Origin of the sequence: Geothrix oryzae, assembly GCF_030295385.1 — a bacterium.
In the GTDB taxonomy this organism is placed as follows: Bacteria; Acidobacteriota; Holophagae; order Holophagales; family Holophagaceae; genus Geothrix; species Geothrix oryzae.
Genome location: NZ_AP027079.1, coordinates 2,939,047 through 2,962,238, shown reverse-complemented (window position 1 = coordinate 2,962,238; position 23,192 = coordinate 2,939,047). Strand labels below are relative to the sequence as shown.

38 protein-coding genes are annotated in these 23,192 nt (G+C 68.8%); 14 read left to right on the top strand and 24 right to left on the bottom strand.

Going from position 1 to position 23,192, the window contains the following annotated elements; translation table 11 throughout:
• Window positions 1-14 precede the first annotated feature (14 nt).
• Window positions 15-1,502, bottom strand: a complete 1,488-nt coding sequence (locus QUD34_RS13625) for a M20/M25/M40 family metallo-hydrolase (RefSeq protein WP_286354255.1) — start codon at window positions 1,500-1,502, stop codon at window positions 15-17.
• 111 nt (window positions 1,503-1,613) lie between these two features.
• Here QUD34_RS13625 and QUD34_RS13620 point away from each other — a divergent pair, with 111 nt between their 5' ends.
• From QUD34_RS13620 to QUD34_RS15200, 11 genes are all read left to right on the top strand, one after another.
• Window positions 1,614-2,003: an ArsR/SmtB family transcription factor gene (locus QUD34_RS13620; protein ID WP_286354254.1), complete on the top strand. Its 390-nt coding sequence runs from the start codon at window positions 1,614-1,616 to the stop codon at window positions 2,001-2,003.
• Window positions 2,000-2,335: a hypothetical protein gene (locus QUD34_RS13615; RefSeq protein ID WP_286354253.1), complete on the top strand. Its 336-nt coding sequence runs from the start codon at window positions 2,000-2,002 to the stop codon at window positions 2,333-2,335. Before QUD34_RS13620 ends, QUD34_RS13615 begins: the two co-directional genes overlap by 4 nt.
• Before the next feature lie 24 nt (window positions 2,336-2,359).
• Window positions 2,360-3,466, top strand: a complete 1,107-nt coding sequence (gene arsB, locus QUD34_RS13610) for an ACR3 family arsenite efflux transporter (protein WP_286354252.1) — start codon at window positions 2,360-2,362, stop codon at window positions 3,464-3,466.
• Window positions 3,467-3,469: 3 nt separating this feature from the next.
• Window positions 3,470-3,883 carry a rhodanese-like domain-containing protein gene (locus tag QUD34_RS13605; protein ID WP_286354251.1) on the top strand — a complete coding sequence of 138 codons (414 nt, stop codon included), beginning with the start codon at window positions 3,470-3,472 and terminating at the stop codon, window positions 3,881-3,883.
• Window positions 3,880-4,362, top strand: coding sequence for an arsinothricin resistance N-acetyltransferase ArsN1 family B (locus tag QUD34_RS13600; RefSeq protein WP_286354250.1), 483 nt, complete (start codon window positions 3,880-3,882; stop codon window positions 4,360-4,362). The genes QUD34_RS13605 and QUD34_RS13600 overlap by 4 nt, the downstream gene beginning before the upstream one ends.
• Before the next feature lie 10 nt (window positions 4,363-4,372).
• Window positions 4,373-4,804 carry an arsenate reductase ArsC gene (locus QUD34_RS13595; protein ID WP_286354249.1) on the top strand — a complete coding sequence of 144 codons (432 nt, stop codon included), beginning with the start codon at window positions 4,373-4,375 and terminating at the stop codon, window positions 4,802-4,804.
• A 71-nt stretch (window positions 4,805-4,875) separates the two neighbouring features.
• On the top strand, window positions 4,876-5,211 hold the full coding sequence (locus tag QUD34_RS13590) for an ArsR/SmtB family transcription factor (RefSeq protein ID WP_286354248.1): 336 nt from the start codon (window positions 4,876-4,878) through the stop codon (window positions 5,209-5,211).
• A gap of 67 nt (window positions 5,212-5,278) precedes the next feature.
• Complete coding sequence (arsM, locus tag QUD34_RS13585; protein WP_286354247.1) at window positions 5,279-6,130, top strand: arsenite methyltransferase; 852 nt, start codon at window positions 5,279-5,281, stop codon at window positions 6,128-6,130.
• Between the two features lie 7 nt (window positions 6,131-6,137).
• On the top strand, window positions 6,138-7,211 hold the full coding sequence (locus QUD34_RS13580) for a permease (RefSeq protein ID WP_286354246.1): 1,074 nt from the start codon (window positions 6,138-6,140) through the stop codon (window positions 7,209-7,211).
• Window positions 7,212-7,219: 8 nt separating this feature from the next.
• Window positions 7,220-7,450: a thioredoxin family protein gene (locus QUD34_RS13575; RefSeq protein WP_286354245.1), complete on the top strand. Its 231-nt coding sequence runs from the start codon at window positions 7,220-7,222 to the stop codon at window positions 7,448-7,450.
• A gap of 27 nt (window positions 7,451-7,477) precedes the next feature.
• Window positions 7,478-8,518: a prephenate dehydrogenase/arogenate dehydrogenase family protein gene (locus QUD34_RS15200; RefSeq protein WP_375379984.1), complete on the top strand. Its 1,041-nt coding sequence runs from the start codon at window positions 7,478-7,480 to the stop codon at window positions 8,516-8,518.
• Between the two features lie 4 nt (window positions 8,519-8,522).
• On the opposite strand, the gene QUD34_RS13560 is transcribed toward QUD34_RS15200, so the two are convergent.
• The 14 genes from QUD34_RS13560 to QUD34_RS13495 form a co-directional block, all read right to left on the bottom strand.
• Window positions 8,523-9,224 carry a DUF2461 domain-containing protein gene (locus QUD34_RS13560; protein WP_286354244.1) on the bottom strand — a complete coding sequence of 234 codons (702 nt, stop codon included), beginning with the start codon at window positions 9,222-9,224 and terminating at the stop codon, window positions 8,523-8,525.
• A 93-nt stretch (window positions 9,225-9,317) separates the two neighbouring features.
• Window positions 9,318-9,896, bottom strand: coding sequence for a superoxide dismutase (locus QUD34_RS13555; protein ID WP_286354243.1), 579 nt, complete (start codon window positions 9,894-9,896; stop codon window positions 9,318-9,320).
• 196 nt (window positions 9,897-10,092) lie between these two features.
• The gene (locus QUD34_RS13550) at window positions 10,093-10,536 is read right to left on the bottom strand and encodes a Dps family protein (protein WP_286354242.1); all 444 of its coding nucleotides are present in this window, start codon (window positions 10,534-10,536) and stop codon (window positions 10,093-10,095) included.
• Between the two features lie 9 nt (window positions 10,537-10,545).
• A complete protein-coding gene (locus QUD34_RS13545; RefSeq protein ID WP_286354241.1) occupies window positions 10,546-11,094 on the bottom strand; it encodes a DUF3501 family protein in 549 nt (182 codons plus the stop codon).
• A gap of 7 nt (window positions 11,095-11,101) precedes the next feature.
• Complete coding sequence (locus tag QUD34_RS13540; protein WP_286354240.1) at window positions 11,102-11,566, bottom strand: rubrerythrin family protein; 465 nt, start codon at window positions 11,564-11,566, stop codon at window positions 11,102-11,104.
• Between the two features lie 167 nt (window positions 11,567-11,733).
• Window positions 11,734-12,213: a HugZ family pyridoxamine 5'-phosphate oxidase gene (locus tag QUD34_RS13535; RefSeq protein WP_286354239.1), complete on the bottom strand. Its 480-nt coding sequence runs from the start codon at window positions 12,211-12,213 to the stop codon at window positions 11,734-11,736.
• A gap of 59 nt (window positions 12,214-12,272) precedes the next feature.
• The gene (gene bla, locus QUD34_RS13530) at window positions 12,273-13,139 is read right to left on the bottom strand and encodes a class A beta-lactamase (RefSeq protein ID WP_286354238.1); all 867 of its coding nucleotides are present in this window, start codon (window positions 13,137-13,139) and stop codon (window positions 12,273-12,275) included.
• A 68-nt stretch (window positions 13,140-13,207) separates the two neighbouring features.
• On the bottom strand, window positions 13,208-13,399 hold the full coding sequence (locus tag QUD34_RS13525) for a hypothetical protein (RefSeq protein ID WP_286354237.1): 192 nt from the start codon (window positions 13,397-13,399) through the stop codon (window positions 13,208-13,210).
• Window positions 13,400-13,451: 52 nt separating this feature from the next.
• Window positions 13,452-13,982: a YaiI/YqxD family protein gene (locus QUD34_RS13520; protein WP_286354236.1), complete on the bottom strand. Its 531-nt coding sequence runs from the start codon at window positions 13,980-13,982 to the stop codon at window positions 13,452-13,454.
• Entirely contained in the window at window positions 13,979-14,515 is a 537-nt protein-coding gene (locus tag QUD34_RS13515) for an NADPH-dependent FMN reductase (RefSeq protein ID WP_286354235.1), read from the bottom strand. The genes QUD34_RS13520 and QUD34_RS13515 overlap by 4 nt, the downstream gene beginning before the upstream one ends.
• A gap of 4 nt (window positions 14,516-14,519) precedes the next feature.
• The gene (locus tag QUD34_RS13510) at window positions 14,520-14,735 is read right to left on the bottom strand and encodes a hypothetical protein (protein WP_286354234.1); all 216 of its coding nucleotides are present in this window, start codon (window positions 14,733-14,735) and stop codon (window positions 14,520-14,522) included.
• A 4-nt stretch (window positions 14,736-14,739) separates the two neighbouring features.
• A complete protein-coding gene (locus QUD34_RS13505; protein ID WP_286354233.1) occupies window positions 14,740-15,156 on the bottom strand; it encodes a DoxX family protein in 417 nt (138 codons plus the stop codon).
• A gap of 121 nt (window positions 15,157-15,277) precedes the next feature.
• Entirely contained in the window at window positions 15,278-15,583 is a 306-nt protein-coding gene (locus QUD34_RS13500) for a YciI-like protein (protein ID WP_286354232.1), read from the bottom strand.
• A 130-nt stretch (window positions 15,584-15,713) separates the two neighbouring features.
• Entirely contained in the window at window positions 15,714-16,178 is a 465-nt protein-coding gene (locus QUD34_RS13495) for a GyrI-like domain-containing protein (RefSeq protein ID WP_286354231.1), read from the bottom strand.
• A gap of 200 nt (window positions 16,179-16,378) precedes the next feature.
• Here QUD34_RS13495 and QUD34_RS13490 point away from each other — a divergent pair, with 200 nt between their 5' ends.
• From QUD34_RS13490 to QUD34_RS13480, 3 genes are read left to right on the top strand one after another with little or no spacing between them, the layout of a single operon-like run.
• The gene (locus QUD34_RS13490; RefSeq protein ID WP_286354230.1) at window positions 16,379-16,837 is read left to right on the top strand and encodes an SRPBCC family protein; all 459 of its coding nucleotides are present in this window, start codon (window positions 16,379-16,381) and stop codon (window positions 16,835-16,837) included.
• A gap of 7 nt (window positions 16,838-16,844) precedes the next feature.
• Window positions 16,845-17,195, top strand: a complete 351-nt coding sequence (locus QUD34_RS13485; protein ID WP_286354229.1) for an ArsR/SmtB family transcription factor — start codon at window positions 16,845-16,847, stop codon at window positions 17,193-17,195.
• Window positions 17,196-17,242: 47 nt separating this feature from the next.
• A complete protein-coding gene (locus QUD34_RS13480) occupies window positions 17,243-18,139 on the top strand; it encodes a CPBP family intramembrane glutamic endopeptidase (RefSeq protein ID WP_286354228.1) in 897 nt (298 codons plus the stop codon).
• Window positions 18,140-18,166: 27 nt separating this feature from the next.
• Here the strand turns inward: QUD34_RS13480 and QUD34_RS13475 are convergent, their stop codons facing one another.
• The 9 genes from QUD34_RS13475 to folE form a co-directional block, all read right to left on the bottom strand.
• A complete protein-coding gene (locus QUD34_RS13475; RefSeq protein ID WP_286354227.1) occupies window positions 18,167-18,484 on the bottom strand; it encodes a hypothetical protein in 318 nt (105 codons plus the stop codon).
• 59 nt (window positions 18,485-18,543) lie between these two features.
• A complete protein-coding gene (locus QUD34_RS13470; protein ID WP_286354226.1) occupies window positions 18,544-19,590 on the bottom strand; it encodes a glycoside hydrolase 5 family protein in 1,047 nt (348 codons plus the stop codon).
• On the bottom strand, window positions 19,590-19,991 hold the full coding sequence (locus QUD34_RS13465; RefSeq protein WP_286354225.1) for a cupin domain-containing protein: 402 nt from the start codon (window positions 19,989-19,991) through the stop codon (window positions 19,590-19,592). The genes QUD34_RS13470 and QUD34_RS13465 overlap by 1 nt, the downstream gene beginning before the upstream one ends.
• Window positions 19,992-20,055: 64 nt before the next feature.
• Window positions 20,056-20,514 (bottom strand): hypothetical protein, encoded by a 459-nt coding sequence (locus QUD34_RS13460; protein ID WP_286354224.1) that lies wholly within the window; start codon window positions 20,512-20,514, stop codon window positions 20,056-20,058.
• Window positions 20,515-20,809: 295 nt separating this feature from the next.
• Window positions 20,810-21,205 carry a hypothetical protein gene (locus tag QUD34_RS13455; protein WP_286354223.1) on the bottom strand — a complete coding sequence of 132 codons (396 nt, stop codon included), beginning with the start codon at window positions 21,203-21,205 and terminating at the stop codon, window positions 20,810-20,812.
• Window positions 21,206-21,243: 38 nt separating this feature from the next.
• Window positions 21,244-21,678, bottom strand: coding sequence for a hypothetical protein (locus tag QUD34_RS13450; protein ID WP_286354222.1), 435 nt, complete (start codon window positions 21,676-21,678; stop codon window positions 21,244-21,246).
• A gap of 67 nt (window positions 21,679-21,745) precedes the next feature.
• Complete coding sequence (locus QUD34_RS13445) at window positions 21,746-22,150, bottom strand: hypothetical protein (protein ID WP_286354221.1); 405 nt, start codon at window positions 22,148-22,150, stop codon at window positions 21,746-21,748.
• A gap of 67 nt (window positions 22,151-22,217) precedes the next feature.
• Window positions 22,218-22,601 carry a hypothetical protein gene (locus QUD34_RS13440; protein ID WP_286354220.1) on the bottom strand — a complete coding sequence of 128 codons (384 nt, stop codon included), beginning with the start codon at window positions 22,599-22,601 and terminating at the stop codon, window positions 22,218-22,220.
• A gap of 8 nt (window positions 22,602-22,609) precedes the next feature.
• Entirely contained in the window at window positions 22,610-23,188 is a 579-nt protein-coding gene (folE, locus tag QUD34_RS13435; RefSeq protein WP_286354219.1) for a GTP cyclohydrolase I, read from the bottom strand.
• Window positions 23,189-23,192: the final 4 nt, after the last annotated feature.

Here is a 23,192-nt window from a genome sequence, read left to right as displayed (position 1 = left end):
GCCCGTCAGGCCTGTCAGGGCCGTCCGGAAGGAGCCGCGGGGCCGGCCGGCCGGACCGGGCGCCCATGGGGCAGGCGGGCCTCCATCTCTGCCAGCTCCCAGGCGGTGACGGCCAGGGCCTGGGCGCCCTGCACGAGCTGCTCGGGCACCACATGATCCGGGAAGTCCATCTGGCTGTGATGGGTGCCCAGGAAGTAGTCCACGGGCTCCTGGATGGCGGCGAAGGCGGGCACGCCGGCCCGGTCGAAGGGCGCGTGGTCGGTGCTGTTCATGGTGCGGAGGGACAGCTCCTTCACGCCCAGGTCGTTGAGGGGCGCGATGGCCTGGGCCATGAGGCCACGGCAGTTCTCACGGCCCTGCAGCGTGAAGCCCTTCACCATGCCCGTGCCCATGTCGTGGACCAGTACGGCCTGGATGGCGTCCAGGTCCGCCTTGTGCGCCTCGGCGTAGGCGCGGGAACCCAGGAGGCCTTGCTCCTCGCCGCTCCACAGGACCACCCGCAGGGTCCGGCGGGGCTTCAGGCCCGTGGCCTGCAAGGCCCGCAGCACCTCCAAGGCGACCGAGCTGCCCGTGGCGTTGTCCGTGGCGCCCGTGCCGAGGTCCCAGCTGTCCAGGTGGCCGCCCACGATGACGACCTCGCCGGGCTTCTCGCGGCCTGGGATCTCGCCGACGAGGTTGTAGGCCTGGACCGGCGCCGCGGAGTAGGTGCCGCCCAGGGACAGTTCCAGCTTCACGGGTTCCTTCCGGGCCAGCAGGCGAACCAGCATCTTGTAGGGCTCCTGCGGCACATAGGCCGCGGGGAGCGCGGGTTTTTTGGGGTCGCGCCCCGGGCCGCCGCTGGCGAAGCCCAGCCCATTCTTCCGCCCGGACATGGCCAGGGTGGCCAGGGCCCCCTCGTCGAGGAGGAACTGCATCATGCTCGCCTGTTCCGCCTGGTAGGCCTCCATGTCGCCCCCCCGGCGGCCCAAGGGCGGGCGCTTGTCGTCGGGGTTGGTGCGCAGCAGGATCTTGTTCCTCAGCTGGCCCTTGAAGGCCTGGAGCTCCTGGAGGGTCCGGGCGTCCACCAGGATCAGCTCGCCCTTCACGGCGCCCTTGGTGGCCGGGGTCCAGGCCAGCTGGTCCACCCGGAAGCGCAGGCCGTTGTGGGTGAGCAGCCGCGCGCTGTCCACGCCGCGGGTCCAGGCCAGGCCGAAGTCGTAGGCTTCCTCGTGGACATTCACCGCCCCGAGCCGCGTCATCTCGGCCTTGGCCCAGGCCTGCGCCTGGCGGAGCCTGTCCGAGCCTGTGAGGCGGGGGCCGATCAGATCCGAGAGGTATTCCACCCGCGCCACCACCTCGGCGTGCTCCTTGATCTCCCGCAGCAGCTTCCCGGCCGGGGTGTCCGGGTAATCCTTCATCACCGGCACGGGGGAGGGGGCGGGGGCGGTCGGCGGGAAGGGGGCCTGGGCCTGGAGGAGGGCGCCCAGGGACAGGGCGAGCAGGACGACGGGGGTCCGCGGCATGGGAACTCCAGATTGGAAAAGGAAAGGGCTCGTGCCAGCAAACATCAAAAAACGAGGTATGGCAAGACCTGTCTCGGGCGGTATGATGACGATGTTTCGGGAAATAGCGAAATGACATCCGACCCCCTCCGTCCCCTCGTGGATACCCTCAAGACCCTCGCCCACCCCGTGCGCCTGCGCATCCTGGCGCTGCTCCATGCGGGGGAGCTCTGCGTCTGCGAGGTGGCCGAGGTGCTCGGTCTGGCGCCGTCCACCGTATCCGAACACCTGACCGGCCTGCGCCGCACGGGTCTGGTGCGCGAGTGGAAGGTGGGCCGCTGGGTCCATGTGGCCCTGGCCGACGCCGCCGCCACGGCGCCCCTGCTGGAGGCCCTCTGGCCCCTCATGGCCGGGGCCGAAGCCGACCTGGCCCGCGACCGGGCCCAGGCCCTCGCCCTGCGCTGCGAGACCTGCGATCCCTCTGCCTGTCCCCCCTCACGAACCCCCAAGGAGCCTGCATGACCGCCCAGCCCCAGACCGAAGCCGCCACCGAGGCCGGCCTCGGCGAGACCACCCTCAACCTCATCGCCCTGGGGGCGGCCATCGGCGCCAACGCCGAGCGGGCCTTCCGCGCCCACCACGCCCGGTTGACGGAGCTCGGCGTGTCCAACGACGACATGATCGAAGCGGTGAACATGGCCCTCCGTGTGAAGGGCGATCCCCATTCGCAGATCATGGCCCTGGCCCAGACCGCGCTGGTCGGCGAGGGCGGCGGCTGCTGCGGCGGCACCTGCGCCTGCGAAGAGGCCGGGGGCCAGAAGGGCGACTGCGGCGACGACTGCGACTGCAAGTAGGTCACGGCAAGCAAGGAGGTGTCCATGTCCACGGGTCGGCTGTCCTTCCTCGATCGGTACCTCACCTTGTGGATCTTCCTGGCCATGGGGCTCGGCGTGCTGCTGGGCTTCGCCGTGCCCGGCTTCAACCGCGCCATCAATGCCTGGAATGTGGGCACCACCAGCCTGCCGCTGGCCGCCGGCCTGATCCTGATGATGTATCCGCCCCTGGCCAAGGTGAAGTACGAGGAGCTGCACCTGGTCTTCCGGAACAAGAAGGTGCTGGGCCTGTCGCTCCTCCAGAACTGGATCATCGGACCCCTGCTCATGTTCGGGCTGGCCGTGCTGTTCCTGCGCGACCGGCCCGAATACATGCTGGGCCTCATCCTCATCGGCCTGGCGCGCTGCATCGCCATGGTCATCGTGTGGAACGACCTGGCCAAGGGCGATACGGAGTACTGCGCGGGGCTCGTGGCCTTCAACTCCATCTTCCAGGTGCTCTTCTTCAGCGTGTACGCCTGGTTCTTCGCCACGGTGCTGCCCGCGAAGCTGGGCCTCCAGGGCGCGGTGGTCCACATCACCATCGGCCAGATCGCCGAGAGCGTCTTCATCTACCTGGGCATTCCCTTCATCGCCGGCTTCCTCACGCGCTTCATGCTCGGGAAGGCCAAGGGGCTGGATTGGTACCACCGGGTCTTCGTGCCGAAGATCAGCCCGCTGACGCTCGTGGCCCTGCTGTTCACGATCGTGGTGATGTTCAGCCTCAAGGGCGACACCATCGTGAAGCTGCCCTTCGATGTCATCCGCATCGCCATCCCGCTGCTGATCTACTTCGTGGTGATGTTCCTGGTGAGCTTCTGGCTGTCCAAGAAGGCCGGAGCCGACTACCCCCAGGGCGCGACCCTGAGCTTCACGGCCGCCAGCAACAACTTCGAGCTGGCCATCGCCGTGGCCGTGGCCACCTTCGGCATCGCCCACGGGGCGGCCTTCGCCGCCGTCATCGGGCCGCTGGTGGAAGTGCCCGTGCTCATCAGCCTGGTGGGCGTGGCCTTCTGGTTGAAGAAGAAGTGGTACCCGGCCAGCGCAGAGGCGATCTCCGGCGTCACCTGCTGCCCGGCCGCCGGACCCGCGACGGAACCCGACAAGAGGTGAGAGATGGGCACCTTCGATGGCAAGGGCATGGTGATCCAGGGACTGCGGTTCCTCGCGCCGAAGGAGGCGCTGGCCGCGCTCAATGAGGGCGCCCTGCTGGTGGACCTCCGCCTCGACGAACTGGCGGAGATGAAGGCCTTCCAGGTGCCCGAGACGATCCGCATCCCCCATGAAGAGCTCCCCGGCCTGCTCTCCGAGCTGCCGGCGGACCGGCCCCTGCTCCTGGCCGACAGCGCCGGCGTCTACACCAAGGAGGCCGCGCACCTGCTGCTCGACCACGGCTTCGCCCAGGTGGCCTGCCTCAACGGCGGCATGCTCCTCTGGGACCAGGAGGGTCAGCCCGTGGCAACGGACACGGCGGCGCTCCTCCACGGGGCATGCCCCTGCGTCCTGCGCCCCCGGAAAGGCCATCGATGATCCGCCCGGTTCAGCCCACCGACGCCCCGGCCCTGGCCGCCATCTACAACCCCTATGTGCGCGACACCCTCATCACCTTCGAGGAGGAACCCGTCTCGGTGGCGGAGATGGGGGCGCGCATCGCCAAGGTGACGGCCACCTATCCCTGGCTCGTGTGGGAGGAGGATGGCGCGGTCCTGGGCTACGCCTACGCTTCGACCTGGCGGACCCGGCACGCCTACCGCTTCGCCGTGGAAACCACCGTCTACCTGGCCCAGGGCCACCACGGGAAGGGACGGGGTGCCGCGCTCTACGAGGCGCTGCTGGCGGAGCTCAAGCACCGCGGCTTCCACTCGGCCCTGGGCTGTCTCGGCCTGCCCAACGATCCCAGCGTGCGCCTGCACGAGAAGCTCGGTTTCAAGAAGGTGGGCCACATGACCGAGGCAGGCTGGAAGTTCGGTGCCTGGGTGGATGTGGGCTTCTGGGAGCGGATGCTGTGAAGGAGCCGCGGTGACCTCGATCCTCTTCCTCTGTGTGGCCAACAGCGCCCGGTCCCAGCTGGGCGAGGGCCTGGCGCGCCAGCTGTTCCCGGGTTTCCGCATTCAGAGCGCCGGCAGCCGGCCCAGCCGCGTGAACCCCTACGCCCTCGAGGCGCTGGCCGAGCGGGGCATCGACGCGGCGGCGCACACTTCGAAGCCCGTGTCGGACATCGATCCGGCCACGGTGGATCTGGTCATCACCCTCTGCGCCGAAGAGGTCTGCCCCGCCTTCCTGGGCCGGGCGGAGCGCCTGCACTGGCCCATCCCCGACCCGGCCGCCGATTCCACATCTGAGGACCCTTCGCTCACGCCTGAGGATCTGCGGGCCCGCTTCCGTGCCGCTCGCGACGAGATCGCCCGCCGACTGGAGGCCCTGGGCAGGGAACGGGGCTGGATTTCATGAATTTCGAAAAAAATCGAAATTAGACCTTGCGTGCTATTTCGACAAAATTAGAATTAAGTCGGGAGGAAACCATGACCGGGCGTGTGGAACAGGCGGCAGAGCGGCTGAAGGCCCTCGGACACCCCGTCCGCCTGTCCATCCTGCGCCGCCTGGTGCAGGGCCCCGAGGCGGGGACGCCCGCCGGAGAGCTGCAGTCGCGCCTGGACATTCCGGGTTCCACCCTCAGCCATCACCTGGCCACCCTCGCCGACGCCGGCCTGGTGCGGGTGGCCCGGGAAGGCACCACGCTCCGCTACCGCGCCGACTACGGTGTGCTGCGGGCGCTGACCGAATACCTCTGGCAGGACTGCTGCGCCGGTGGCGCGGCGGACGACCCCCAACCTTCGCCCTGCTGCCGCAGGGACTGACCTTCCACTTCCCTGGGAACTGGATGCCGCCGGCGTCCCGGGGACCGTCCATCCGAAAGGCCCGACCATGGAACCCGAAACCATCAAATCCGCCGTGCGCGACCGCTACGCCGGCTTCGTGAAGAACAACCAAGGCTGCTGTGGTCCATCCACTTCCTGCGGCTGCGCGCCCGGCGACGCGAGCCTGGACCTGGGCTACGACGCCAAGGACCTTGCCGCTGTGCCGGAGGGCGCCAACCTGGGCCTGGGCTGCGGGAACCCCGTGGCCCTGGCCGCGCTGAAGCCCGGCGAGACCGTGCTGGATCTGGGCTCCGGCGCGGGCTTCGATGCCTTCCTGGCCGCCCGGCGCGTGGGCCCCGAGGGCCGGGTGCTCGGCGTGGACATGACGCCGGAGATGATCGCCCGCGCCACGACCTTGGCGAAGACGCACGGCTACGCGAATGTGGAGTTCCGCCTGGGCGACATCGAAGCCCTGCCCGTGGCCGACGCCACCGTGGATGTCATCCTCTCCAACTGCGTCGTGAACCTCACCACGGACAAGGCAAAAGCGTTTCGCGAGGCCTTCCGCGTGCTGAAGCCCGGCGGCCGCCTCCAGGTGTCCGACCTGGTGCTGGCCCGGCCCCTGCCCGAGGCCCTGCGGTCGGACATGGATGCCTACGCGGCCTGCGTGTCCGGCGCCATGCTCAAGGACGACTATCTGGCCGCCATCCGCGCCGCGGGCTTCGAGGGGGTGACCGTGGCCGCCGAACGCTGCTTTGGCCTCGCGGAACTGTCGCCCGAGCTCATGGACCTGGCCAAGCGCCGCTACCCCGGCATGAGCCCCGAGGAGCTGGAACGCCTGGCCAGCTCGGTGCTCAGCGTCCAGGTGGAGGCCACCAGGACCGTGAAGGCCTGCTGCGCGCCCAGCTGCTGCGGATGAGGAGGAGATGACCGTGGACTCGAAAGGCTGTGCCTGCGCCGCGCCCACCCCGGCTCCGGGGGGCGGGTTCTGGAAATCGGGAGGGTGGCTCCTGGCCGCCCTCCCGGCTTGGATCGCCCTCTACCTCGCCCTCAAGCCCTTGGCCGATGGGCTGGCCTTCCGGGCCCTGGGCCTGCGGGCTGGCAGCCGCCTGGGGGAGGCCGTGGCCTTCTTCGCCTACGACGCGCCCAAGGTCCTGATGCTGCTGGGCGCCGTAGTGCTGGGCGTGACCTTCGTGCAGACCTTCATCAGCCCGGAGCGCACCCGCGACCTGCTGGCGCGGCGCACCGGGGCCTGGAGCAACCTGCTGGCGGCTCTGCTGGGCATCGCCACGCCCTTCTGCTCCTGTTCGGCGGTGCCGCTGTTCATCGGCTTCGTGCGCGTGGGCGTCCCCCTGGGGGCCACCTTCAGCTTCCTGGTCTCGGCGCCCATGGTGAACGAGGTGTCGCTGTTCCTGCTGCTGAGCCTCTTCGGCTGGCGCATCGCGCTGCTCTATGCGGTGACGGGCGTGGCCGTGGCCTTCCTCTCGGGCTGGATCATCGGCAAGCTGCGCCTGGAGCGCCACCTGGAGCCCTGGGTGATGGAGATCCCCTTCGAAGCCTCCCAGGCCGCCGACGCATCCATGGGCTTCGCCAAGCGCCTCGACCTGGCGCTCCAGGGGACGAAGGACATCGTCGGGAAGGTCTGGCCCTTCGTCCTGGCGGGCATCGCCGTGGGCGCCTTCCTGCACGGCTACGCTCCGGCGGAGCTGCTGGCCCGCTTCATGGGCAAGTCCGCCTGGTGGAGCGTGCCCCTGGCCGTGCTCATCGGCGTGCCCCTCTACGCCAACGCCGCCGGCATCATCCCCATCGTGCAGGTGCTGCTGGCCAAGGGCGCCGCCCTGGGCACGGCCCTGGCCTTCATGATGGCCGTCACGGGCCTCTCACTCCCGGAGACGGTCATCCTGCGGAAGGTGCTGAAGCCGCGGCTGCTGGGCACTTTCCTGGGCATCGTCGCCGGGGGCATCGTGCTGGTGGGGTTCCTGTTCAACGCGCTGCTATAGGAGGTTCCATGAAGATCGAAGTGCTGGGCAGCGGCTGCGCCAAGTGCAAGCTGCTGGCGGAACGGGCCGAGGAGGCCGCGAAGGGGCTGGGCGTGGACTTCACGCTGGTGAAGGTCACCGAGTACCCGGACATCGTGGCCCGGGGCGTGATGTCCACACCCGGCCTCGTGGTGGATGGCGTCGTGAAGAGCCAGGGCCATGTGCCCACGGTGGCGGCCATCCGGGACCTGCTGCGGTAGCATCTCCCCACACCACGAGGGACTCCCATGCGCATCGGCATCCTGGGTTATGGCCGCTTCGGGAGGGCTCTGGGCGAGCTGCTCCACGAGGCCGGCCATGCCTATCGGGCCTGGGATCCCATGAGCGGGGTTCCCGCGGAATGCCGAGCCACCGACCTGCCTGAGCTGGCGGCCGCCTCCGAGGCCCTGGTGCTGGCGGTGCCCATCGCCGCCCAGGCGGCCGCGCTGGCGAGCCTCCGGCCCCACCTGCAGCCGGGCCAGGTGGTCTTCGATGTGGGCAGCGTGAAGGCGGGGCCCTGCGCCCTGCTGGACGCGCAGCTGGGCGAAGAGATCCCCCACACGGGCACCCATCCGCTCTTCGGGCCCGTCAGCCTGGCCCGAGCCGAAAGGCCCCTGCGCGTGGTGCTCTGCCCCTCGGTGAAGCATCCGGCGGCGGCGGATCGGGTGGAGCGCCTGTTCCGCAGCCTCGGCTGCGAGGTGCTGCGCCAGAGCCCCGAAGACCATGACCGCGTGATGGCCACCACCCACGCCCTGACCTTCTTCGTGGCCAAGGGGCTGCTGGCGGTGGGCGCCGGTGCCGAGCTGCCCTTCACGCCGCCCTCGTTCCACGCCATCGCCCGCACGCTGGAGTCCGTGCGCGAGGATGCGGGCCACCTCTTCGCCGCGCTGCAGAACGAGAATCCCTTCGCCGCCGGGGCCCGGGAGGGCCTGCTGGAGGCGCTTTCCGCCATCCACCAGAGCCTAGCCGAGGCGGCGGAAACCGGGGGCGGCGAACAGCTGTCCATCCCAGACCTGGGCACGCGGTCCCCGGTGCTGCAGGAGGCCCGCGACCACATCGACGCCCTGGACCGGGAGCTGGTGGCCCTGCTGGCCCGCCGCACGGAGCTGGGGCTCCGCGCGGGCCGCGCCAAGGCCGAACTGGGCCTGCCCGTGCACGACCCCGAGCGCGAGGCCTCGCAGCTGCAGGCCCGGCGCGCCTGGGCCGACGCCGCAGGGCTGGACGCCCAGGGCGTGGAGGAAGTCTTCCGCGCCGTGCTGCGGGCGTCCCGTTCGGCCCAGGGGCGCTAGCCGATCAGTAGGGCAGATCCAGCGCCTTGCACAGGAAGGAGACGAGCGGAGAGGCCTGCCGGCAGGCGGCGGCCACCTGGTCGACGAAATCGGGCGCCGCCACCTCTGCGTTCGTGAATCCGGTGGAGGTGTAGAAGTCCTTGAGCTTGAGATCCTCCGAGCAGGGATGCGCGGGGTCGAAGCCCTGGGGCACCCGCTTGAGCGCCTCCCCTTCGATCTCCAGCCCCGACTTCCGGAGGGCCTTCCAGGCCGCGGGCTTGGCGGTGATGGCCTGGCGGACCTTGAGCAGCGAATCGGGATCCGGGTGCCAGAGCCCGCCGCCGGCGAAGCTGCCGCCGGGCTCCAGGTGGAGGTAGAAGCCGGGTCCGTGGACGCCGCCCGCCTGCATGGCCCGGTGGGGGAAGTGGGCCGCGAGGTGAGTCTTGTAGGGCGTCTTGTCCTTCGAGAACCGCGTGTCGCGGTAGATCCGGAACAGGGAGCCGCCCGAGGGCCGCGGGTCGGCGATGAAGTGGCGGCTGAGCGACGCCAGCGGGCCGCTGAAGGCGGCGATGAGCCGCAGCATGGGGTCGCGGGCTTCGGCCTCGTAGCGCGCCTTGTTCTCCTGGAACCATGTGCGCTCGTTGTGGGCCTTCAGATCCTTCAGGAACCGGAAGAAGGCGGGGCCCAGCGGGTTCTCAGGTCCGGAGAGGGTTTCTTTCGGGGCCACGGCGCCTCCTCGAGAGCACCACCAGAGTACGCCCAAAACGAGACGGGCCCCCGTGCGGGGGCCCGTTCGCGGGCAATGAATGGTTCGTGCGCCTTACTTCCCGAAGCGCTTGCTGACTTCGCTCCACTTGATGTTCTCTGGAATGATGTCGAGGTACTTCGGGCGGGCGGTGCCGTAATCCACCATGTAGGCGTGCTCCCAGCTGTCCACGACCAGGAGCAGGTCCTGCTCGATGGGCATGCCCAGGTGGTGCTCGGCGACGAAGTAGGTGTGCAGCTTGCCGTCGCGGCGGTTGCGGGTGAGCAGGGCCCAGCCGGGACCGCCCAGGGCGCAGGCCTTGAGGTCGGCGAGCACCTTCTCCTGGCCGCCGGCGGCATCCAGGGCGGCCTTCAGGCCGGCGCTGATCTGGTTGTCGGCGCCCAGGTTCTCGAAGTAGAGCTCGTGGAGGAAGGAGCCGTTGAAGGCCACGGCCTCGCGGCGCTTCAGCTCGCTGTATTCGTTGTAGGAGTAGTTGGGCTTGGTGTTGTCGACCGTCGCCAACCGCTCCTCGATCTCGTTCAGCTTGGTGACATAGCCTTTGTAGAGGCCGAAGTGCTGGTCCAGCTGGGAATCGCTGAGCCCCTTGAGGGCGCCACCCTTCAGGTGGTCGTAGTTCTTGGCGGTGTAAGCCATGGTCATCTCCTTGGCTGCGCGAAGCGCGGATTATTAGTTTACCAATAAAGTCGGAAATCAGAGAAAACAGGCACAATGTTCAGGCCCGGGTCTGGTATCAGACGCGGTGGCCGGGCTTGGCCCGGACACCGCGTGGGGGCGCACGAGGGGGGACGCAGAGGACGCGAAGCGTCCGGGCGGTCCCCCCTCGTTTAGATCAGCCCAGCATCTCCCGCAGGAACCAGGCTTCCTTCTGATGGACCTGCACGAAGCGCGTGAGCAGGTCCGCCGTGCCGGGATCGCCGGCGCCGTTGGCCAGCTCGATGCCCTCGTGCATCAGGGCGACGGTGGCCTCCTCGTTGGCCAGGGCCTCCTTCAGCATGCTTTCGGGATCCAGGCGGGCGGCGGGGTTGGAGATGGCCGCCTTGGTCTGGGCCTCGATCTGTGCCGGGGCGTGGAGGGGAACACCGCCCAGCATGCGGATCCGCTCCGCCAGCTCGTCCACCGTGCCGTCGGCCGCGGTGTAGAGATCCTCGAAGCGCAGGTGGTAGTCGCGGAAGTGGGGGCCGGTGACGGTCCAGTGGTAGCGCTTGGCGTTGAGGGCCAGCACGAAGGCGGTGGCCAGTTCGGCGTTCAGATGGTCGATGACGGTGCGGTTCATGGTCTCTCCTCAGGAAGGCCAGGCGGTCCATGCGGCGGGCGCGGGCCAGCGGCCGGACACCTCGGCGTGGTTGGAGACGAGGGCGGCGATGGTGCGGCCGTCCGGAATGAGATAGCGCAGCGCCAGCACGGAGGGCAGGCGATCGTCGGGCCCGGCGGCCCCGCGGTCCACCGCGGGCAGGGCGAAGGAGCCATCGCTCAGTTCCAGGCGGAGCTGATCGGGGAAGCGCTGGAGGGCGCTCAGGCGCGCGTCGCGCACCTCATCCGGGAAGCCCAGGAACAGGGTGGCGACGAGGCTCAGGCCGCCGGGTTCGCGGCGCGGCGCCAGCACCGCGAAGGAGGCGCGGGACTCGGCCACATCCTCCGCGGGGGCGGTTTCCAGGGTCATGCCCTCGGCCCAGAGGGTTTCCACCACCTGGTCCTCGACGCTCTCGGCGGTCTCGGGCTGGAAGGTGATCCCTTCCGCCAGTTCCAGCCGCAGGGCGGCCTGGCGGGCCAGGAAAGCCTGGCGGGCCTCGAAGCGGGCGCGTTCGGAGGCGGGGTCGAAGGCGAGGTGCATGGTTACCTCAGATGTGCTTGGCGATGTCGGCGTCGGGAGCGGCCATGCCGCCGGACTGCAGCTTCGTCAGCGCGTCCTGGAAGCGGCCGGCGTGGAAGCGCTCCACCTTGGCCAGGGTCTCGAACCAGGCGGCGATCTCGGCGTAGCCTTCTTCCCGGGCCAGGCGGGCGAATTCGGGGTACATGTCCGTGTACTCGTAGGTCTCGCCGGCGACGGCGGACTTCAGGTTGGTCAGGGTGTCACCCAGGGGCAGGCCCGTGGCCGGGTCGCCGGCCTGCGCCGCCAGGAACATGAGGTGCTTCAGGGCGTGGCCCGTCTCGCCGTCGGCGCTGTGCTTGAAGAGCGCGGCCACTTCCGGGAGGCCCTCCTTCTCCGCGACCTGGGCCATCCAGGTGTAGCGGCGGTTCGCCTGGCTCTCGCCGGCGAAGGCAGCTTTGAGGTTCTGGTGGGTCTTGGACTCGGGGAAGGACATGGTGTCTCCTGTGGCCGTAAGCGGCGGCATCAAGGTAGAGCCATCTCCATGCCAATGCAATAAGTCAAATCATTGAATGGATTCAGTTAAGTCCAAGGCTCGCGGCCCGGAACGATTCCCGACCGGTCGGGAGCCGGATTCACGAGATGTCGAGAGGTGAGGCCGGGTCAGGGGGCCGGGGACAGGGCGTCCCGGATCTGGGCGGCGTCCAGGCTGAGGGCCCGGCCGAAGCCCAGGACGAGGCGCCCGGCCGTCGGCCGGATGAGAAAGAAGGAGAAGTCCCCCAAGCCAAGGGTCATCTCCGCTTGCGGGAACCGGGCCAGGTACGCCGCGGCCGCCGTCTCGTGGCGATCCGAATCCCTGGGGATCTCCTCGGCCTCACCTTGCACGGTCACCCGGGGCAGGGCCAGGGGATCCTGCCCTTCCTCCGGCGGCACCATGAGCATCAGGCTGACCCGGATTTCCGCCAGCAGGTCGCGGGTGTGCTGGGCCAGGCGGCTCACGTGGATGAGGAAGCCCGAGCCGTCCGGCGCCGGGATCACCGGGGCCATGGACACGTAGGGGGTGCCGTCGTGCAACGTACCCAGGGAAGCCACCGGGAGGCCGGTCAGCAGGGCATGGAGCGCGGCTTCCGTGTTCGGGTCCATGGGCGGACTCCTTCCAGGGCAGGGCAATCCATCATCCTCCATCTGCCAGCAGAGGGAGCCTAGTCCTTGAATTCGGCGGCGACGATGCGTCCCACCTCGGCCAGCACCGCGTTGCGGGCCTCCATCGGAGCGGTGGAGCCGGTGTAGTAGACCGCGACGAAGATCGGCGCCCGGTGGGGCGGGCGCAGGATGGCCACATCGTTCACGGTGCCGAGTTCCCCCGAACCGGTCTTGTCCCCGATGACCCAATCCGTCGACAGGCCCGCCCGGATGCGGTTCTGGCCCGTGGTGCAGGCCGCCATCCAGCCCTCGAGGCGTTGGCGCGAGGCAGGGGTCAGGACCGGGCCCAGCAGCAGGGCCCGCAGGGTATTCACCATGGCGGTGGGTGTGGTGGTGTCCCGGGGATCATTGGGCAGGGCGGTGTTCAGCGTGGGTTCCGTGCGGTCGAGGCGCGTGACCGGATCACCCAGGGCGCGGGCGAAGATGGTGATGGCGCCAGGGCCGCCGAGGGTCTGGAGCAGCAGGTTGGCGGCGGTGTTGTCGCTGACCTCCACGGCGGCGGCGCAGAGGTCCGCGATCGCCAGGCTGCCCTGACCCACATGCGCCGTGGTCACCGGCGCGTACTCCAGCAGGTCCGCCTGGCCGTAGGAGAGGCGTCGGTCCAGGCTCTCCCGGCCCGCATCCACCCGGGCGAGTACAGCGCCCGCCAGCAACACCTTGAAGGTGCTGCACAGGGGGAAGCGCTCCTTGCCCCGGTGGTCCAGGCGGCGGCCCGAGCCCGTATCGAGCACGGCCACGCCAAGCCGCCCCCCGGTGCGGGTTTCCAGGGCCGCCAAACGGGCCGCGGCAGTGGGAACCGGCCCACTCGGCGCCGCCGCCTGGAGAGGCAGGATCAAAAGGACGGCCGCGAGCACGGTCCAGGTCATAGGGCTCCCGTAAAGGCTTCCCTTCTACCACGACACCGGGCGCTCGACTCCGGCTGAAAGGCGGCGGTCTACTCGGGCAGCTGGCCGCCCTCGGGGGTCTCGTCCTGACCCTCAACACCTTCCTGGTCTTCGGAGTCCGGGATGTCGTTGCCCAAGGCATCCTTCTTCAGCGCCTTCTTCTGCAGCTTTTCTTCCTTCTTCTTCTGCCGGGCCAGGTCCTTCTGCCGCTTCTCGAAGTTGTAGTTGGGCTTTCTGGCCATGGCGAGTCCGATCACGAAAGAGGTTGCAGCTGATCCAGCCTGAAACCTTAGTCTACCGCCTCGTCCGCCGAAGCGCCTGGATGAGGTCGTCCAGCCGCTGCAGGAAGGTAGAGCGGTCCCGGGCAGTGAACGGGGCGGGGCCCGTTCCCATCTCGCCCATGGCACGCAGGTGGGTCATCAGCTCGCGGCTGGCCAGGGCATCGCCGATGGACTCGGGCGAATAGACACGGCCCTTGGCGTCCAGGGCCCGGGCCCCTTTTTCGAGGCAGCGGGCCGCCAGGGGGATGTCGGCCGTCACGGCGATGTCCGTGGCCGTGATCTGCTCGACGATCCAGTCGTCGGCACCATCGAACTGGCCCTTGGCCACCACCACCGACTCGAACAGCGGGTTGCGCGGCACCCGCAGGGGCGAATTGGAGACCAGCAGCACCTTCAGCCCGCACCGCGTGGCCACGCGGAAGACCTCCTCCTTCACGGGGCAGGCATCCGCATCCACGAAGATGCGGATGGCGGGGCCAGGCGCGAGGTTGGGCGTGGAACCGGGCACGGAACTGCCAGGGACATCCGTCGGAACCTGGCTCATGGCTGCCGCCCCGCGGCCGCGAGGGCCACCAGGGAGGCCTGCAGCCGGGCGACCTGGACCGGATCGAGCAGCCGGCCCTGGGCATCCAGCCCCGAGCGGGCCAGGGGCAGGGAGAGCGAGGCTTCGGGCACGACCTGGGCCGACATCACCTCCAGAGTGTGCACCAGGGACGCGTGGGCCCGGGCTCCCCCCTCGAGGGAGGGGGAGGCGCTCCAGGCGGCGGTGGGCTTGCCCACGCAGTCGCCCGAGGAGACCACCCACTCCAGCAGGTTCTTCAGCACGGCGGGCATGGCGTGGATGTACTCCGGCGTGCAGATCAGCAGGCCATCCGCTTCGCGCAGGCGCTCCCGCAGGTCCGCCACGGGCGCTGGCAGGGGCTCCGCATCCCGCTCCGGGCTGTAGTGGGGTAGGTCATCCAGACCCTCCCAGCGTCGGATCTCCAGCCCGGGGGGCGCCAGGCGCGCCGCCTCGTGCAGCAGCAGTGTGTTGAGGGACTGGGCCCGGAGGCTTCCGGACAGGGCGAGGATGCGCACCGGCTCAAGCCTTCCGGCGCCAGATGAGGGCCGCGCCCGCGGCCACGGCCGCCAGGCCGACCCAGACGGGGATCCGCACGGTCTCCTTCTCCTTCACCGTGAACTCCAGGGGGCCCAGCTTGGCGTCATGGCTGTCCTTCGTGTAGCTGAACTCCGGCCAGGCGAGCGAAGCCGCGCCGAGGAGCAGGAGGATCAGGCCGGCGAGGGGCTTCAGCCGCATGGGCTCACTCCGCCTTGTCCAGGCTCCACTTCCCGGCGCCCCGGCAGGCCATGAAGAGGAAGAGGAAGCAGAACACCACCGCCAGCTCGCCCTTGTTCACGGCCGGCCAGAACGCGGCGCCGAACTGGAACTTCCAGTGAAACTGCATGTAGGCCACGGCCATCATGCCGCTGCAGAGGAAGGCCGCCAGGCGGGTCTGGAAGCCCACCAGGATGGCGAGGCCGCCCACCAGTTCGAGGACGCCGCCGATCCAGATCTGCGATCCCACCGGTGGCTGATGTTCGGCCAGCAGGCCCAGGACCTTCTGGGCGCCGTGGAAGGCGAACAGCAGGCCCGAGACGATCCGCAGCAGCGCATAGGCCTCATCCGAATACTTGCCGAGCCACTTCATGAGGATCTCCCGAGGAAGTTGTGGGGACATTCTCGCACCTTCCTCCCCCCCGCCCACCTTCCTCCCCCCAGCCCAGCCCAGCCCAGCGCAGACGGAAATCTGAACGCGCCCGCAGGGGCGAGCCCCTTGGGTCAGACGCGCTTGCCGGCCGTCAGAGGCCCGGATGCACCGGGGCACCGACCTCGGTCCCCACCACGGTGATCCAGGGGCGCACCCGCCAGTGGCGCACCAGGCCGTGCAGCACATAGGGATCCGCCGCCGCGAACTTCTGGGCCGCCGCGGCCGAATCCCCCTGGAAGAGGAGGAGGGCCGAATCCACGGGCTCGGCCAGGGCGCCGCCCAGCAGCAGCTCACCCCGGGCGTGGGCCTCCCACGCGAGGGCGAGGTGTTCGTCCCGGAATTCCGCCCGCCGTTCCAGATATTCCGCGCCGACCTCGTAGACCAGAAGGAAATGCATGATGGACCTCGGGGGAGAAAGACCGATCCCGGAATGGGCGACATCTAGCCGATAAAGATGGGGCGAGGAGCGTCTTGGTGCCCGGGGGAGGGAAGGATTTTTCCGGGGTCGCCCCGAAGCGCGACCGGCCTCAGCGAACCAGCGGACGGTTGAGTTCCGTGCGCCAGGTGGCCGGATCGGGCCCCGATTCCGGGCCGGCGACATAGCACTCCCAGAGGTCCGGTGCGGGCGTGTGGCCTTCGGCGGCGATCCAGACATCGAACTCGCGCCAGGCGGATCCCAGGCCCTCGTAACCGCCCTGGTAGGTCGTCCGGGCCACCGTCGCCGTGGGCAGGTGCCCGGGCATGACGCGGCCCGCCGGGACCACGGTCCCCTTGATCGGCACCCCTAGCTCGAAGTCGAAGCGCTCGGGATCCATCCGCAGGTGGTGCGAGAAGAGGGCCCCGGTGGGGGCGAGGCCCTGATTTGCCACGGTGGCCATCAGCTCGGCGATGCCGGGGCCCATGACGGCCTGGATCTCCGCCCGCGGGATGGTGAAGCGGATGATGGCGGCGGACTGGGCCACGATGTGCAGGATCCTCGGGGCCTCGAGCATGGGTCCTCCCTGGGTGGAATGAACCATAAGGCAACGGCGCGATCGCGCCTGTAAATTCTGCCAAGGGTAGGAGGCATTATTTATATAAATTGTTTATTGTGAATATTTTGATTGGTTCAAAAAAAGACGAGAATGAAATAATGCAACTCCTTGGTTGCGCTTGGTGAGGCGCGGATTAACCTGCCATCCGGAGGTTGCCCATGGGCCCATCGAGCCTCGATCGCATCGAGAAGGAGATCCTGCTGCGGGCGCCGCAAGCGCGCGTCTGGCAGGCGCTCGTGGACGCCGAGGCCTTCGGCGCCTGGTTCCGGGTGAAGCTGGAGGGCCCCTTCCTGCCCGGCCGGCGCACCCGGGGCTCGATCACCTACCCGGGCTACGAACACCTCACCATGGAGGTGTGGGTGGAGCAGATGGTCGCCCAGACGCTGTTCTCGTTCCGCTGGCACCCGGCTTCGGTCGATCCGGAGGTGGACTACTCGGGCGAGCCCACCACGCTCGTCGAGTTCTGGCTCGAAGCGGTGGCCGAGGGGACGCGGCTCACGGTGGTCGAATCGGGCTTCGACCAGATCCCCGCGAACCGGCGCGAGGCGGCCTTCCGGATGAACAGCGGAGGGTGGGCCGAGCAGCTGGGCAACCTTCAGCGCCATGTCGCCGGGTGAGGGCGGCTTGAACGCCCCCGCCCGGATCCCCGCCCCAATCCCCGTCCGGGAGGCCGCCCCGCTCTTCGCGGCCCTGGGCGACCGGACGCGGCTGCAGCTGGTCGCCCGCCTGTGCGCCGGCGGGCCCCTCTCGATCGCGGGCCTGAGCCGCTCCGCCGCCGTGTCCCGGCAGGCCATCACCAAGCACCTCGGCGTGTTGTCCGGGGCCGGCCTGGTGCGGAGCCGCCGCCAGGGGCGCGAGCGCATCTGGGAGCTCGAACCCAAGCGGCTCGACGATGCGCATCGGTACCTCGAGCGCATTTCGCGGCAGTGGGACGATGCCCTGAGCCGCCTACGGGCCTTCGTCGAGCGCCCGTAAACGATCCCAGCTCCCGGGCGTAGCTCAACTTCAGCCCGGAGACCCGCATGAAGTCCCTTTTTTTCAATGAAGACAAGGGTCTTCGAAACGGATGGTGGGCGCTCATCTACCTGGCCCTCCTGGCGGGCTGCCTCGCCGGCTTCCAGCTGCTTCTGGTCCCCGGGCTCAAGCGGCTCGGCGTCCGCAGCGGGGACTGGGTGGTGGGGCTGCTCTTCGGGGTGTCCCTGCTGGCGGCCTGGATCTGCACGCGGCTGCGCAAGGAGTCCCTCGCCAGCACCGGGTGGCGGCTGGACGGCCGGTGGGCCGGGGAATTCGCCTGGGGCACCCTGCTGGGCGTCGGCGTGATGGTGCTGGCGGCCGGCCTGCTCTGGGGTGTGGGCGGCGTGACCTGGGAGTTGGATCCCGCCCGCAGCTTCCGGGCCCTGAGCCAGGGTTTCGTGGTGTTCGCGCTGGTGGCCTGCTGGGAGGAGAACCTGTTCCGAGGCTTCGTCTTCCAGCGTCTGCTGGACGGCGTGGGCGCCTGGCCTGCGCAGGTGATCCTCGCGCTCTTCTTCGGGTTCGCCCACTGGGGCAACCCCGGCATGCACGGCGCGACGAAGCTCTGGGCCACCCTCGACATCGCCCTCGCCGCCGTGTTCCTGGGCCTGGGCTACCTCCGCACCCGCAGCCTGGCTCTGCCCATCGGCATTCACCTGGGCTGGAACTGGACCCAAGGCACGGTTCTCGGCTTCGGGGTCAGCGGCACCGCGGCCCAGCACGGCTGGGTGCGGCCGGTCTTCCATGGCCGGCCGGAGTGGGTGAGCGGCGGGGCCTTCGGGCTGGAAGCCAGCGTCTTAGGCGTGATCGCCGTCCTGGTGGGCATCGTCCTGCTTTGGCGCTGGAAGGGCCGCGGCGCGGCTCCCATCAGCACCATGCCGGAGCCCTGGCATCCCGAGTCCGCCTAGACGGACTCGAATCTCGGGCTCAGATCTTCAACCCTTGGGGCCCGGCTCCTTCTTGGCCGCCCTTCGGCGCCGCTCGGGCTTCTTGGCCTTGGCGGGGGGCTGGGTGGCGCTGTCGTACAGGCTCTCCAGGCGGATGGCCTTGGCTGAGGTGTCCGCCGCCTTGTGGATCTCCTTCAGCACCGAGGCCACCAGCTCCAGGTCCGCCCCCTCGCCTTTCAACAGCTCCTGGAAGGCCGCGGATTTCAGCGCCTCCAACCGCTTGGACTGGCGCTTGCCCGCCGCCCAGGTCAGCAGCTTGGAGAACAGCTCGTAGCCGAGCCTGAGTTCCGGGGTGGGGAGGGACATGGGGCCATGCTACCGGAAGCGATGCGCCAGGGCGTGTCCACTCCCTGGGCCTCCGAGCTTCAGGAGGGCGGCGCGCCGGCGGGCCGGACCGTCGAGGGCAAACCCGAGGAGGCGTCCTCTGCCAGGACCGACCAGGCCAGGGCCCCGCAGTAGCCATGCTGGCGGGCCAGCGCCACGATCTGGGCCGGGCTCAGGCGGGAATTCCGGGTGGGGTATTCCCCCAGCAGCAGGGGCCGGTCCAGGCCCAGGCGCGCCACGGGGCGGTCCAAGGGGGAGGCCGCATCGTGCTGGTCGTACCAGTGGATCTGATAGAGGTCCAGGCCGATGCCGCGCACCAGGGGCAGCCCCCGGGTGGTGCCGAGCCCCACGGTCACGGGCCGGTCCCCGTGGCGATGGGCCAGTGCGGCCATCCGCCGGAGGCGGGCCCGGAGCGTCCAGGGCTGAACGCCGGCCCCCTCCCACCCCATCCCGAACGCGGCCCACTCCGGCTCGTTGAAGAGGTCCCAGGCGAGGAGGGCGGGGTGCGTTCCGTACCGCTGGAACACGGGCGCCAGCACCTCCTCTTCCAGGGTCTGCCATTGGGCCGCATCGCGGAGCCATTCGCTCCGGCCGCCCAGTTGCACCCCATGGGTCCACGCCTCCGGCCCGCACAGGAGGAAATCGAAGCAGACGGGCAGGAGGCGAAGGCCGTGGTCGGCGGCCAGGGCGAAGGCCAGGTCAAGGTCGGGAAAGACGCGGGAATCCAGGCCCAGGGGCCGCCCGGCCGGATCCGTGGCGATGCCCGAGCGCCCGTCCGCGAACAGGAACCAGCGGAGGCAGGTGATCCCGTCCCGCTGCAGCGCGGCGAAGGCCTGCCGGGTTCGCGCGAGGTTTCCCGGCGCCGCGATCCCCCCCTCGGGATGCCAGGCGTTGCTTCCGAAATCGTTGCCGCAGGAGAGCCAGGGGAGGTTCGCGCCCAGGAGGAAGCTCTCCCCCAGGTCCACCCCCAGGCCCACCGCCGGCGGGGTTTCGAGCCGTGTCGCCTCAGGCCGGAACACCCGGAGCCTCTGGAGGAACGCCCAGCCCCATCCGGCGGCTCCCCAGGCGACTCCCCGGGCGGCCCGCATCAAGACCCGTCGCCTCCGGCGCCCGGAAGCGGCAGGGGGCGCAGCTGCTCGGCGAGGGTGCGGGTCTTTTCCGTCGTCACCTCCCCGGTGTGCAGGGTCGTCTTGCGCTCGACGAGCAGGACATGGCACTCCTCCTCGGCGACCGGGTTGTGGCGCGTGCCCTTGGGCACGATGAACAGGTCGCCCTCGCCAAGCGTCACAACCCCGTCCTCCAGCTCGATCCGCAGGTGCCCCTTGAGGATGAAGAACAGCTCGTCCTCGTGCTCGTGGCTGTGCCAGGTCAGGGAGCCGTGCAGCTTGGCCACCTTCACATACGCATCATCAAGCTCGCCGATCACGCGGGGCGACCAGAACTCGGTCAGCGCGCGGGCGGCGGTCCTGGGGGAGAGGCGGGTCAGCATGGGGGCTCCAGGAACTCGGTGAAGGCGGGGGCTCGGACCGGGCGCCGCGGCTCGGACCGGGAGATCAGAACACGACCTTGTAGAGGTTCGACCGATTGTCCTTGGCCACGCCCAGGATCTGGGAACCCCGCCCCTCGCCGGGCGTCCGGTAGAAATCCATCCACAGGATGGTGCCCTGGCTGCCCCTCAGTTCCGTGACCGCGTGGTACATGCCCAGGACATGCGCCACATAGTAGCCCGGCCCGTAGACCTGGTCCCAGGCCGCCGAAAGGGTGTTCTTGTCCAGCGTGGCGGGGTTGGGTTCCATGAAGGAATAGGGGCCCCGGCACACCTCGCCCGCGGCCACCGGCACCGTGACCGTGCCCGACTTGCCGAGCCCGGCGAACACCAGCTCCGCGACCAGGGGCTGGGCGGACGGCTCCGGCGCAGACACCGGTGCGGTCTGGACCGGATAGAGCTTCGCCGTGACCGAACAGCCCACCATCAATCCCAGGCCCAACCCCAGGCTCAGTCCTGCCGCCATCCCTCTCATGTGACCTCCAGTCCTGCAGAAGAAGAGAACGATGCAGAAAGCCATGGTTGAAGGGCGACTTGCAACGGCGGAAGAGGGAATGGGGGCGGTTAGGGGATGAAATCAAGCCGTTGTGGGCTCATGAACAAGATCAGTGCCAAATGATCAAGCCTTGCCAGGCCTGGCAATGGGGATGTAACGACCCAGCCTGCATCAAAGTAATGAACTGAGAGGTAGAGAAAATAAAAGAAAGGGCGATAATGCATATTGAATCAAAATTTAAAGTGTGATTTGGTATCATAAAAATTCATTTAGACTTTTGGAGCTGAAGGAGTTGCCGTTGAATCTCGTTGTTCTCTTGCATTGCCGAGACCGACCGCCATGTAATCCAGACATAAACTATTGTTGCAGTGGCTATGACAAGGTTAAGAATTAACAATATTTTGCTAAAATTAGCATTTTCTGCGGCAGTCCTAGCCATACCTTTTAATTTTTCTTGCGCAATTGTCGCGCTGAGTTTGCTCTGTAGAAGATGCAAATGAGCCTTTTCTAACTCGCTTAGATCAGCCTCGACCCTCCTTGGATCATCCAATGAATATTTGTTTGACGCTGTGATCTTCGCATTGAGATAGGTGCTGTAGACATGCTCAAGTTGGCGGAACTCATGTTCGATACCAGTATTCTTGTCGCTTGGCTGATTCATAATACGAAATCCTCACAGAGAATAGGCCTAATAAAAACTTAGTCGTCACTATTTCGGTCACTTTGAATTTGAATCGCCAAAGCCTGCCCGAGCCACGCGGCGGGCAGGTAGGCCAGCACGAGGTCGAGGGTGCTGAACCAGGCCGGGGCCGGGAGCATGAGGACGCTGGCCAGGCCGCCCAGCAGGAAGAGCCCGCCCACGGTGTAGGCGGGAAGGGCGGATCGGCGGGGCGCCAGCAGGCCCGCCACGAAGGCGCCGGAAAGCGTTCCCAGCGCGTGGGCCAGGAAGGGGAAGATGAAGTGCTTCGCCTCGAAGAGGTGCAGGGAGGCCTTCAACCCTTCGGTGGTCGTCACATCGGCCCCGGCCGGCGGGGGGATGACCTTGCCGCTGAGGAGGATGAGCCCCCCGTTGACGAGGCTGCCGACGACGAACCCGAGCAGCACCGCGAGGAGCAGGCGAAGAACCTTGGCCATGAGGGGTCTCCAGGGGGCAGGAGCCGAGGGTTCGGCCCGCGGGTGGGGGCTGATCCTCATCGGGCCCTCATGATCCGTCCGCTGCGGCGCGCGCCTGGCCCAGGCGGACGCCCGCCCAGCAGGCGAAGGGGCACGCCAGGAGCATGGCGACCTTGAACCACGGCGCATACGGCAGCATGGCCAGGTTGAAGAGCAGCGCGCAGGCCAGCAGGCCCCCGACGACCGCCCCCGTCATCCGGTTTCCGATCCGGGAGGCGACCCCGGTGGCGAGGACGAAGGTCGCCCCCCAGGCGAAGACCACCCCACTCAGCACCCAGCCCGGGTAGCGCCGCACATGGGCGGGGATGTCGCCATCGAAGGGGACGGGAAAGGGGTGGACCACCGAGCTGAGCAGCTCGACGCCGATCACCAGGACGAAGGCCAGCGCCAGGCCGGCCGCCACCGCCCCCAGAGATCGCAGGATTGCTTTCATGCGCGCGCCCATCCATGAATCGAGGTTCGTTTGGACATCATGATGCGCCCAATCCCCCGACCGGGGATCAAGCCTCGGGGCCCGATCCGGCCTGCAGGGCATCCAGGTGCCGGTCGGCGGCTTCGAGGCTGTCCACGCTGTGGGCTTCGTACCCGGCGGCCTCGGAGACGCGGGTCACCTGCAGGCGGCTGAGGGGGATCTTCACCACGCGGACGATGGGGCCGACGCCCCGGAGCTTCAGGGCGGACTTGGCGCGGAGGAAGTCCTTGAAGCCCTCCTGGTCGGAGGGGTGGAGGGCGGAGATGTCGGTGACCACGCCGAAGCCCGGATCCAGACGGCTGGCCTCGGCGAGGATGGCCTTCAGGCTCTCCTGGCGCTCGGTGCCTTCGAGATGGCCCGACAGCGTGATGTAGAGCCGGTTCCGGTGGGGATCGGAGGTCACGCGGAACATGGCGGCGCTCAGAGGCGGAAGGGGACGGGAGGCTGCTGCTCCCAGGCGCCGCCCATGAGGGTGGTGCGCACGGGCACGCCGGGGGTCTTTACGCCGCGGTGGCCCATGCAGGTGTGCACGGCCACGAGCTGCACGCCCCAGGCGGCGGGGCGCAGGTGGGTGCGCAGGGCGTCGGCGATCTGCTGGGCCATGCGCTCCTGCACCTGCAGACGCCAGGCATAGGCCTGCACCACGCGCACGAGCTTGCTGAGGCCCACGGTGCCGCCGGCTCCTGGCAGATAGCCGATCGTGGCGTGGCCCTCGAAGGGCGCCAGGTGGTGCTCGCAGGTGCTCACGAAGGGGATGCGCTCGAGGATGACGGGCACGGGGGAGAGGTCGCCGGGCAGGGGCTTCAGCTCGGTGGCCAGGTCGATGCCGTAGCCCGCCAGCCGCTCGGTCCAGAACTCGGCCACCCGGGCGGGCGTGTCCTTCAGCTCCGGCGCGTCCGCATCCTGGCCGAAGCTCCGCAGCAGCGCGCGGACGGCGGCCTCGGCGGCGGCACGATCGAAGGATGGGGGCATGAGATCGGACGGCATGGGATCGGGCATGGTC

What these genes read in the sequence shown, in the direction of transcription:
- bla (WP_286354238.1), bottom strand. Translation starts at nt 13,139, where the DNA reads ATGACCTGGACCGTGCTCGCGGCCGTCCTTTTGATCCTGCCTCTCCAG.
- QUD34_RS13535 (WP_286354239.1), bottom strand. Translation starts at nt 12,213, where the DNA reads ATGGACCCGAACACGGAAGCCGCGCTCCATGCCCTGCTGACCGGCCTC.
- arsB (WP_286354252.1), top strand. Translation starts at nt 2,360, where the DNA reads ATGTCCACGGGTCGGCTGTCCTTCCTCGATCGGTACCTCACCTTGTGG.
- QUD34_RS13480 (WP_286354228.1), top strand. Translation starts at nt 17,243, where the DNA reads ATGAAGTCCCTTTTTTTCAATGAAGACAAGGGTCTTCGAAACGGATGG.
- QUD34_RS13475 (WP_286354227.1), bottom strand. Translation starts at nt 18,484, where the DNA reads ATGTCCCTCCCCACCCCGGAACTCAGGCTCGGCTACGAGCTGTTCTCC.
- QUD34_RS13545 (WP_286354241.1), bottom strand. Translation starts at nt 11,094, where the DNA reads ATGCACCTCGCCTTCGACCCCGCCTCCGAACGCGCCCGCTTCGAGGCC.
- QUD34_RS13495 (WP_286354231.1), bottom strand. Translation starts at nt 16,178, where the DNA reads ATGCTCGAGGCCCCGAGGATCCTGCACATCGTGGCCCAGTCCGCCGCC.
- QUD34_RS13525 (WP_286354237.1), bottom strand. Translation starts at nt 13,399, where the DNA reads ATGGCCAGAAAGCCCAACTACAACTTCGAGAAGCGGCAGAAGGACCTG.
- QUD34_RS13490 (WP_286354230.1), top strand. Translation starts at nt 16,379, where the DNA reads ATGGGCCCATCGAGCCTCGATCGCATCGAGAAGGAGATCCTGCTGCGG.
- QUD34_RS13465 (WP_286354225.1), bottom strand. Translation starts at nt 19,991, where the DNA reads ATGCTGACCCGCCTCTCCCCCAGGACCGCCGCCCGCGCGCTGACCGAG.
- QUD34_RS13540 (WP_286354240.1), bottom strand. Translation starts at nt 11,566, where the DNA reads ATGTCCTTCCCCGAGTCCAAGACCCACCAGAACCTCAAAGCTGCCTTC.
- QUD34_RS13510 (WP_286354234.1), bottom strand. Translation starts at nt 14,735, where the DNA reads ATGCGGCTGAAGCCCCTCGCCGGCCTGATCCTCCTGCTCCTCGGCGCG.
- QUD34_RS13625 (WP_286354255.1), bottom strand. Translation starts at nt 1,502, where the DNA reads ATGCCGCGGACCCCCGTCGTCCTGCTCGCCCTGTCCCTGGGCGCCCTC.
- QUD34_RS13550 (WP_286354242.1), bottom strand. Translation starts at nt 10,536, where the DNA reads ATGAACCGCACCGTCATCGACCATCTGAACGCCGAACTGGCCACCGCC.
- QUD34_RS13460 (WP_286354224.1), bottom strand. Translation starts at nt 20,514, where the DNA reads ATGGCGGCAGGACTGAGCCTGGGGTTGGGCCTGGGATTGATGGTGGGC.
- QUD34_RS13445 (WP_286354221.1), bottom strand. Translation starts at nt 22,150, where the DNA reads ATGAAAGCAATCCTGCGATCTCTGGGGGCGGTGGCGGCCGGCCTGGCG.
- QUD34_RS13620 (WP_286354254.1), top strand. Translation starts at nt 1,614, where the DNA reads ATGACATCCGACCCCCTCCGTCCCCTCGTGGATACCCTCAAGACCCTC.
- QUD34_RS13580 (WP_286354246.1), top strand. Translation starts at nt 6,138, where the DNA reads ATGACCGTGGACTCGAAAGGCTGTGCCTGCGCCGCGCCCACCCCGGCT.
- QUD34_RS13470 (WP_286354226.1), bottom strand. Translation starts at nt 19,590, where the DNA reads ATGCGGGCCGCCCGGGGAGTCGCCTGGGGAGCCGCCGGATGGGGCTGG.
- folE (WP_286354219.1), bottom strand. Translation starts at nt 23,188, where the DNA reads ATGCCCGATCCCATGCCGTCCGATCTCATGCCCCCATCCTTCGATCGT.
- arsM (WP_286354247.1), top strand. Translation starts at nt 5,279, where the DNA reads ATGGAACCCGAAACCATCAAATCCGCCGTGCGCGACCGCTACGCCGGC.
- QUD34_RS13500 (WP_286354232.1), bottom strand. Translation starts at nt 15,583, where the DNA reads ATGCATTTCCTTCTGGTCTACGAGGTCGGCGCGGAATATCTGGAACGG.
- QUD34_RS13555 (WP_286354243.1), bottom strand. Translation starts at nt 9,896, where the DNA reads ATGGCTTACACCGCCAAGAACTACGACCACCTGAAGGGTGGCGCCCTC.
- QUD34_RS13520 (WP_286354236.1), bottom strand. Translation starts at nt 13,982, where the DNA reads ATGAGCCAGGTTCCGACGGATGTCCCTGGCAGTTCCGTGCCCGGTTCC.
- QUD34_RS13590 (WP_286354248.1), top strand. Translation starts at nt 4,876, where the DNA reads ATGACCGGGCGTGTGGAACAGGCGGCAGAGCGGCTGAAGGCCCTCGGA.
- QUD34_RS13505 (WP_286354233.1), bottom strand. Translation starts at nt 15,156, where the DNA reads ATGTCCCCACAACTTCCTCGGGAGATCCTCATGAAGTGGCTCGGCAAG.
- QUD34_RS13440 (WP_286354220.1), bottom strand. Translation starts at nt 22,601, where the DNA reads ATGTTCCGCGTGACCTCCGATCCCCACCGGAACCGGCTCTACATCACG.
- QUD34_RS13600 (WP_286354250.1), top strand. Translation starts at nt 3,880, where the DNA reads ATGATCCGCCCGGTTCAGCCCACCGACGCCCCGGCCCTGGCCGCCATC.
- QUD34_RS13605 (WP_286354251.1), top strand. Translation starts at nt 3,470, where the DNA reads ATGGGCACCTTCGATGGCAAGGGCATGGTGATCCAGGGACTGCGGTTC.
- QUD34_RS15200 (WP_375379984.1), top strand. Translation starts at nt 7,478, where the DNA reads ATGCGCATCGGCATCCTGGGTTATGGCCGCTTCGGGAGGGCTCTGGGC.
- QUD34_RS13450 (WP_286354222.1), bottom strand. Translation starts at nt 21,678, where the DNA reads ATGGCCAAGGTTCTTCGCCTGCTCCTCGCGGTGCTGCTCGGGTTCGTC.
- QUD34_RS13455 (WP_286354223.1), bottom strand. Translation starts at nt 21,205, where the DNA reads ATGAATCAGCCAAGCGACAAGAATACTGGTATCGAACATGAGTTCCGC.
- QUD34_RS13575 (WP_286354245.1), top strand. Translation starts at nt 7,220, where the DNA reads ATGAAGATCGAAGTGCTGGGCAGCGGCTGCGCCAAGTGCAAGCTGCTG.
- QUD34_RS13615 (WP_286354253.1), top strand. Translation starts at nt 2,000, where the DNA reads ATGACCGCCCAGCCCCAGACCGAAGCCGCCACCGAGGCCGGCCTCGGC.